General features: G+C 41.6%; 4 protein-coding genes and 1 riboswitch. All 4 genes read left to right on the top strand.

The genetic code is table 11. The features are described 5' to 3' along the window. Positions 1 to 202: 202 nt before the first annotated feature. Positions 203 to 1,504, top strand: coding sequence for a DUF3617 domain-containing protein (locus tag AB1630_08405; protein MEW6103814.1), 1,302 nt, complete (start codon positions 203 to 205; stop codon positions 1,502 to 1,504). 12 nt (positions 1,505 to 1,516) lie between these two features. After that, positions 1,517 to 2,335 carry a D-alanyl-D-alanine carboxypeptidase family protein gene (locus tag AB1630_08400; GenBank protein ID MEW6103813.1) on the top strand — a complete coding sequence of 273 codons (819 nt, stop codon included), beginning with the start codon at positions 1,517 to 1,519 and terminating at the stop codon, positions 2,333 to 2,335. A 346-nt stretch (positions 2,336 to 2,681) separates the two neighbouring features. Then, positions 2,682 to 3,698: a tetratricopeptide repeat protein gene (locus tag AB1630_08395; protein ID MEW6103812.1), complete on the top strand. Its 1,017-nt coding sequence runs from the start codon at positions 2,682 to 2,684 to the stop codon at positions 3,696 to 3,698. 366 nt (positions 3,699 to 4,064) lie between these two features. After that, positions 4,065 to 4,140, top strand: a riboswitch (cyclic di-GMP riboswitch). 78 nt (positions 4,141 to 4,218) lie between these two features. Then, on the top strand, positions 4,219 to 8,134 hold a 3,916-nt coding region (locus AB1630_08390; protein ID MEW6103811.1), incomplete at its 3' end, for a carboxypeptidase regulatory-like domain-containing protein.

The following is an 8,134-nucleotide window of genomic DNA, read 5'->3' as shown; positions in this document are numbered from 1 at the left end:
AAAAGCACAATAAAAATAGAGTTCTCGCTTCGCTAAAGGGGGAAAGGGGGAGGATTATTCTAATATTTTTCAATAACCATAAATTTAAGCCCTATGAAAGGTTTTAGTAAAATTGGGGAATTTCTAACTACATGGACAAACACTTGACAAAGAATGAAAGAATATATTATAATTATTTTAAAGATGAAAAAGGGGGTGTAGCATGCAAAGGAAAAAGTTTTGGAGTTTAAGGTTTTGGGTTGCAATGGTTGGGGTTCTGATCTTCTTAGGTTTGGCAGGGTCAATAGCTTTATCTGCTAAAGCTAAAGAAGGGGTAGATATGCAGGAAGGCTTGTGGGAAACCACCATGGAAATAACCGTGGAAGGAATGCCTTTCCAGATGCCTCCACAAAAAATGACCCAGTGTATAACAAAAGAGGATTTAATTCCTAAAACTTCTGAAAAAGAGGAAGAGGAGAACTGTAAGATAATAGAGCAAAAGATAATCGGAAACAAAGTGACATGGAAAGCAGTGTGCGTTGATAAAGAGGGTAAAGTTGAAATCGAAGGTGAAATCACTTATAGTGGCACCACTTTCAAGGGCACCATACGCATGAAAGGCCCGGGAGAGAGGGGGGAAACTATAAATTCCATAACAAAACTCACTGGCCGCCGTATCGGCGACTGCCCAAAAACCACTTCTAAGCCTGTTGGACAGACTATTGCACAACAGCTTCTTGAACAGAAGGAGAAGCATGAAAAAGAAGCAAAAATAAGAGAGGAGGAGGTAGAGGCTTTTCTAAAGGAGTGGAAATCAATATCAACATCACTATTACCGCCTAAAGACGCATACGCTCTAAAGGATTGGAGCTCAATATCATCGCCTGAATGTGAGCGTAAATGGGGTAAGCTGAATATCCAGGAAGGCGAATGGGAAATAGCCGAAGAGGTAAGAGAGCTTCACCTTGATACGCTAGTACTGAGGGGTCAGTCATACATAGATAAAAAAGATGGTAATTTTACAGAGTGTTTGAAAAGGGATAGATTGCTTCCTTGTTTTGTTAGAGAAGATCCGCGGGTAAGGGACATAAAAAGAAGCGGGAACAAACTAATATGGAAAATACAAGAGACTGAGAATTGGAGTACGGAACTAGGAGGCGAGATCAGTTATTGGAGTACGGATACGGAAGGAGGAGGCGAGATCAGTTATAGTGGCAATACTTTCAAGGGTACTATATGCACCAAGTATAAGGATAGTGGTAACTATGAGGTGTATACCATAACAAAACTCACTGGCCGCCGTATCGGCGGAGAGTGCTATTTCGAGGATAAAGAAGGACGGAGTTATACCACAAAACCAAGATGGGATGATTATACTTCCCAAGAAGAAGGACGGAGTTATACCACAGAAGAAAGACGGGATTATACCTCAGAAAAACGGAGTTATACCTCTCAGGAGCGGAAAACAAAGAGCAAAGAAAAACTGAACCCGATCAAGTCAATCAGAAAAAAGTTTGGCCTTTAAACATTCCCCTGTATGCAGGTAATCTGCTCTATAGGGTTTGGCTTATGGATTCTGGTCTTCGCTTGTGGTGCAAAGGCATTAGAAAGCGACCCCTTTCCCAAAGCCGCCAAATCATATCTGCTTCAGGTTAACGGCACAACCCTGTGGGCACATAAGCCTGACCATCCTTTACCACCAGCAAGCCTTACAAAAATAATGACCGCTTTGCTCGTGCTTGAAAAAAGCCGCCTGGATAAAGTTGTATCTATAAGTCACAAAGCCTGCAGAGAAACCGGTATCCGCTTGGGGCTTAAGAGGGGTGATAAAATGTATGTAATTGATTTACTTGCCGCCACATTACTTCAATCGGCAAATGATGCCTGTTATGCACTTGCAGAGCATGTTACAGGAGGTGAGAAGCAATTTGTAGCCTTGATGAACCAGCGTGCTAGAGAATTGGGCCTTAATAACACCCATTTCACCAATGCCTGTGGCCATGACCAGAAGGGGTTCTATTCAACTGCCTATGACCTGGCTCGTCTCACGGATGTCGCACTTAAAAATCCTACTTTTGCTAAGTTGGTGTCACTTGTAAAAGGGGAGGTAAGCACAGTTGATGGTAAGCGTAGCTTTATTATTGAAAATAAAAATGAAATTATCGGTCGCTATCCAGGGGCTATCGGTGTCAAGACCGGATTTACCAAGCAAGCAGGAAAATGTCTTATTGCTCTTGCTGAACAGGATGAAACCAGGGTATTATTAGTCCTTCTCAATTCCCCAGACAGATGGTGGACTGCGGTTGCCATGTTGGATAAAGCCTTTGCTTATGCCTCAAAACTAAAAGTCAAATGAGGACATGAAACCTAGACCATACTTTCCGCTATTATTACTTGTATTTACAGTATTTCTTACCTACCTTAACTCTTTTTGGGGTGTCTTTCAATTTGACGATTACAATGTGATTGTGGACAACATAAGGGTTCATTCCCGATCAGCCTGGCTAAAGGACCTTGCCTATGGAATCAGACCTCTCCTTAAATTCACCTATATGTTGAACTGGATCTCTGGGCTTGGAATCTTCGGGTTTCATCTTCTGAATCTGCTCATCCATACAGTAAATTCCATATTGATATATTTCCTTAGCTTAAGATTCATCAAACATTGTTCAGTCTTAGAAGCACATAGCAGCAATATCGCTTTGATAGCAGCCTTGTTATTTGCCCTGCATCCCGTGCAAACCGAGGCGGTAACTTATATAAGCGGCCGTTCAACTTCACTAATGGCAATGTTTTATCTTGGCAGCATAATAGCCTATATCTACGGCACCGAGACAAACAGAGGAGCATGGCTTTACCTTTTATCCCCTGCTTTGTTCATGATGGCGGTCTTAAGCAAGGAGACCGGCGTAACCTTACCCCTGGCGCTGCTTTTATGGACATCTATACAAAATCAGAAGAATTGGGGGGTTGTATTAAGGATGCAGATAGTTTATTGGGCTATGTTCATTTGCATTTTAATCGTTCTTATTGCCCATCCTAACTATGGAACACTTCTTGAGTACAGTTTTGACATAAGAAGTTTAAAGGACAACCTTCTTAGCCAAATCAATGGGGTTATATATCTTATTTCAAGGCTATTTATGATAAATAGGCTAAATATTGACCCAGACCTGCCTGTTCAATCCACCTGGACATTTTTACTCGCGGTCAAATTAGCCATGCTTTTAGCGCTTATTCTCACGGGAATGATTAGTCTTAAAAGAATACCTTGGCTTGGCTTCGCACTTTTATGGTTCTTTTTACACCTCTTGCCTACGAACTCAGTTGTGCCAAGGCTCGATGTGGCAAACGAACGACAATTATATCTTCCGGTATGGGGCATCTTTTTGGGCTTGAGCATAGGGATGGTAAGGTTTCAAACTGCCTTTAAGGGAGGAAAGGGATTTGTTCAAGCGGTGACATTGATTCTTCTTGTAATACTTGGCTACTTTACGGCTGCACGAAATTATACATATAGAAGTGAAATCGCTCTATGGGAGGATACCGTCCGCAAATCTCCCCAAAAAGCGCGTGTTTATAACAACCTTGGCTATGCATATGCCATTGCAGGAAGGAATGAAGAGGCAAAAAGGGCTTATCTTACTGCCTTAAGCCTGGATCCTGACTATTCCCTTGCGCGTAATAACCTTGCTCGTATTTCTGGACTTAATCCTTAAAAAACCAAGGGCGATAGCTTGCCTTAATAATATCTTAAGGCTACTACCTTCTATGTAATCCAAAGGGCTTTTTTGTCACAAAAGGGTGTCTATGGAGAAAAGATTATCTCTACCTTTTTGGTAGAAACTATCATCCATGTGGGCAAGAAACTTTCATCCTTGAATTCAAAGAGATCGTGATAACATCGGGTAAGATGCATCTCCTACTTAATTATTATGTCTGAATCCAGCTTTACGAAGAATTAGCAAACACCCTTGTGTGGGATAAAATGGATACCATTAGGCGCAGTCATTTAGGGGTAAAATTTTTCGTGACAAAAGGGAAAAAATATAGTATATTTAATTAGGAAAAAAAGAGGACTGAACTCGTGACAAAGGCAAACCTGAAGGAATTCAGGGGCGCAAAGCCATAGGGTCCAGAAAGGATAGCCTGGCTGCCGAAGGGTTATTTTTTAAAGCCTGCTTTATGCGTGGCGAGTAGCCAGGCAAAAAGCAGGCTTTTTATTTAGAGGTGATTAGGATGAATTGCTTAAGAAAGGCTCTGGCAAGAATCTTTGGAGGCATTGCTCTCTCTATAGCTTTGCTATTCCTTGAAGGACAAATGCAACCTAGCCTCTTAGCATATACCCTTACGGTTACCTCCTATGGTGGCAAGGTAGAGTTTGGAAGCCTATGCCCAGAAAATCCTCCCGTGATAATCCCCTATGCTGCCGAGATGGTGGTGGTAAGCCCCAGCTCAACCTGGGATCTAAGGGTTCAAGCAGCCAGTGATTTAAAAAATACCTCTGATAACACCAAGATTATTCCTATAAGCCAACTGAAGTGGTCTCCCTCTGAGGTAAGCCCTAACTGGACTTCATTTTCAACTGCACTTCAGACTATGTTATCTGCTCAACCTGCTACTCCGGCCGAAGGAAAGGCATTAGCCTATGACTATAGATTAGAGATTAACTGGCAGGATCCTCCAGGCTCTTATGCTGGCACACTTACTTATACGGTTACCGCTGGTCTTATCGGCCCTTCCTTTGCCTCACCCAATCCATTTTCCCCTAATGGTGATGGGATAAAGGATACCACTGAGATTAGCTACTACTTAGATGCTAATGGGACAATTACTGCCACAATTCTTGAAGGAACAACCACGATAAGGACATTATTATCCAATGTAGCCCAGTTAGCCGGTGTGCAATCAATAACCTGGGATGGCAAGAATGATTCGGCTGTGATAGTAGCAGATGGTCAGTATAAATACCTCATCCAAAATAATGGCTCTACCATAGCATCGGGTATAATCACGGTAGATACCACTACCTCAAGTGGGACAGGGATAGTCTCTGGCAAGACATTAGATAATGCCAATTCCCAACCTTTAAGTGATACCAGTGTAGGTCTCTATGAGGCTTCGGGAAAAGCTGTAGGTAATACTACCTCAGACCCCTCTGGCAACTACACCTTCAATAATGTAAGTGCAGGATATTATTATCTTAAGGCTGAACATACCTCCTACTATTCAAAAACAACCCCCCTTTTCTATGTAGCAGCAGGAGAGGTGGTCACTTATAACATCTATTTAACCCATAATATTTCCCTCTTTATCACTAAGGAGGCTTCTGTAAAGATAGGAGAGAAAGGTGATGTAATTGGCTACAAGATCAATGTCAAAAACATTGGTGTAGGTAGGGTGATGGATATTAAGGTAGAGGATAAACTGCCCTATAACTTCAAGTATTTAGCCTCTACGACCAAAATAAATGGCAGAAAAGCGGCTGACCCTATGGGCAACAACCCCCTTATTTTTTCTATTGGTACCCTTTCAGAGGGTGAGGAAACAGTTTTAACCTATTATGTAATGATTGGGATTGATGCAAGCTTGGGAGAAAAAAGGAATTTAGCTTACTGTTTTGGATATATAGAAGAAGGAAAGGTTTCAGCAGGTCCTGTCTCTTCTTTTATCCGGGTTAAAGAGGGAATATTTAGAAAGAGGGGAGTAATCATTGGTAAGGTATATAAGGACAAAAATGGTGATGAAATTCAACAAGCAGGAGAGGAGGGAATCCCTAAGGTAAAATTATTAATGGAGGATGGGACTATGGTGATTACTGACAGTAAAGGTAGGTATTCCATCCCTTATGTAAAGCCAGGAAGTCATGTGCTGATGATAGATAGGACAAGCCTGCCTTTTGAAATCTTAAGGGGCTATCTCTCTCACTTCACTGTTTTACCTGAAGGTGGAATGAGTAAGGTAAATTTTGGGCTTATGCCATCAGAAAATCCACAAGAGAGAGAAGAAATCAAGCAAGAAGAGAGATTCAGCCTAATTGGTCTTTCAGAAGGTGAATTAGGCTATCTTATGGCTAAGGGAAATATAGAAGCTCTTAAGGAGGGAAATGAGGGGTTTGCCCCTAAATTCTATACCAAATCCCGGGTTGCCCTCTATCTGAAAGGCAAGATAAAAGGAGAGTATCTCCTTACTACCATTTTGGATACCAATAAGGATGAGGAGGATAGATTGTATGAGGCAATTTCTCCCGAGGAATATTACCCTATCTATGGCGATGAGGCAGGCCTTATAAACAGCCCAACAACCTATGGCAGGCTTTATGTTAGACTTGACCATAAGGACTCATTTCTCCTCTACGGAGACTACCCAGTAAATTTCTCTGAAACCCGCTTTTCCTCATACGAGAGAACCCTTTCGGGTATAAAGGCCGATTATAAAGGCAGTAATTCTCTGCTTAGTATGTTCAGGGCAGAGACTAAACAGGTAGCCTGCCGGGATGATCTTTTGGGCAAAGGGGTCTGTGGCCCCTACTATCTCTCCCACTATCCTATAGTTGGGGAGAGCGAAAGTATCAGAATAGAAAGAAGGGATGAAAAGACTAATCAAGTGCTCAGTTTAAGCTCCCAAAAGAGGAATGTAGATTACAGCATTGATTATACCCAAGCCAGGATAACCTTTGCTCAGCCTATTTCTGAAAGGGAACCCGGAGGCATTGTATATTATATCGTGGCAATTTATGAATATGTTCCCGTAGGAGAAGGGGATAAACACTATGTTCAAGGGCTTCGGGCAAGGCTCTCTTTAAATAGCTTAAGCATAGGAGGCACCTATATCAAAGAGGATCAATCTCCTGCTGATTTTAGGCTTTATGGCTTGGATACAGAGCTTGCTTTTAGACTAAAAGGCAGCCTGACATTGTCTTCTGAGTATGCCAGAACCGATGAATCAATCAATACCCTAGGCTCAAAAGACTCCTCAGCCTACTTAACCGAAGCAACCTTTTATCCCTTTAGAAAACTGAAGCTTAAGGGCTTTTATCACCAGGTGGGTGAGGATTTCTCAAATAATATTCTCTCTAAAAGAGAAACCAGCGAGACTAACCCATTTAGTCCTTGCTTCTATGACCTTACCCAGCTTAGCCCAGACAAAGATGTAAGGGCTTATGGCATCAAGCTAGACTATCAGCTAAGCGATAAATTCTCTACCTCTTTGCAGAAGAAGATCTCCTCCAATAATGTGGCTTCTCGTCCTCAAGAAATAACGACTACCCAGAGGACATCCTTATTAGATGTGGCATATCAGATCTCAAAGATGGGTTCTCTTTTCATAAATTATGAAGAGAAAAGAAGCCTTGATGACAAAACCCGATCTATGATAAACTCCCTTAATCAGAAAACCTCGGCTGGCGCATCTTATTCTTTAAATAAGTATAACCTTGGTCTAAAGTATACCTTAGAGAACTTTACTGACTATACGGGCAATAGCCTTGACACGATTAGCAATCTGGTTGCCTCAAAGATTACAACCAGATACAATCATCTATCCCCATACCTTGGGTATGAATTTAGTTTAAAGGAGGCAAAAGAAGATAAAAAGCCCCTCCTTGAAACCCATGACCTTAACCTAGGGTCAGGTATCTACCTTAGCCCAAAGTGGTCTAATTCTATTTCTTTTAATTACAGGCGCTCTTATGACTATTTGCTTAAGACAAAGAGTGATTCTATGGCTCTTTCCCTTTTTTCTGAGTATGCCTATAATGCCAAAACAAGTGGTTCGGCAAGATATGAGATAAGACAAGGAAAGGAAATCAGTAATAACCTTACCCTTGTTTTCAATTACAAACCCCTCAATAACCTAAAAACCTATGCCCAATATACCCATACTGACCCTTCTAATACTTCCATTAAGTCTATAGGTGGAGAGTTTAGCCTTCAACCCACTAAAGGTTTAAACACCCAGGTAAAATGCAGTCATAATATAAGTAGTATAGAAGATAAGGGGGATGTTTCTCATTCTTCAAGCTCTGAGCTTTCCTTTATCGCAAACATTCAGCGCGAATTTGCTTCTGGCTTAAGCACTTATGGTGAGTATAGCTACGAGGCTAATCGGGGTAAGGCTGGTCGCACTACTTTTTCTTTAGACTCTAAAATACTCA

It is taken from the genome of bacterium, assembly GCA_040753555.1.
Lineage (GTDB): Bacteria > UBA9089 > UBA9088 > UBA9088 > UBA9088 > JBFLYE01.
Note: the sequence above shows the minus strand (reverse complement) of the source record. Positions and strands in the feature narration are given on the sequence as shown.

What these genes read in the sequence shown, in the direction of transcription:
- AB1630_08400 (MEW6103813.1), top strand. Translation starts at nt 1,517, where the DNA reads ATGCAGGTAATCTGCTCTATAGGGTTTGGCTTATGGATTCTGGTCTTC.
- AB1630_08405 (MEW6103814.1), top strand. Translation starts at nt 203, where the DNA reads ATGCAAAGGAAAAAGTTTTGGAGTTTAAGGTTTTGGGTTGCAATGGTT.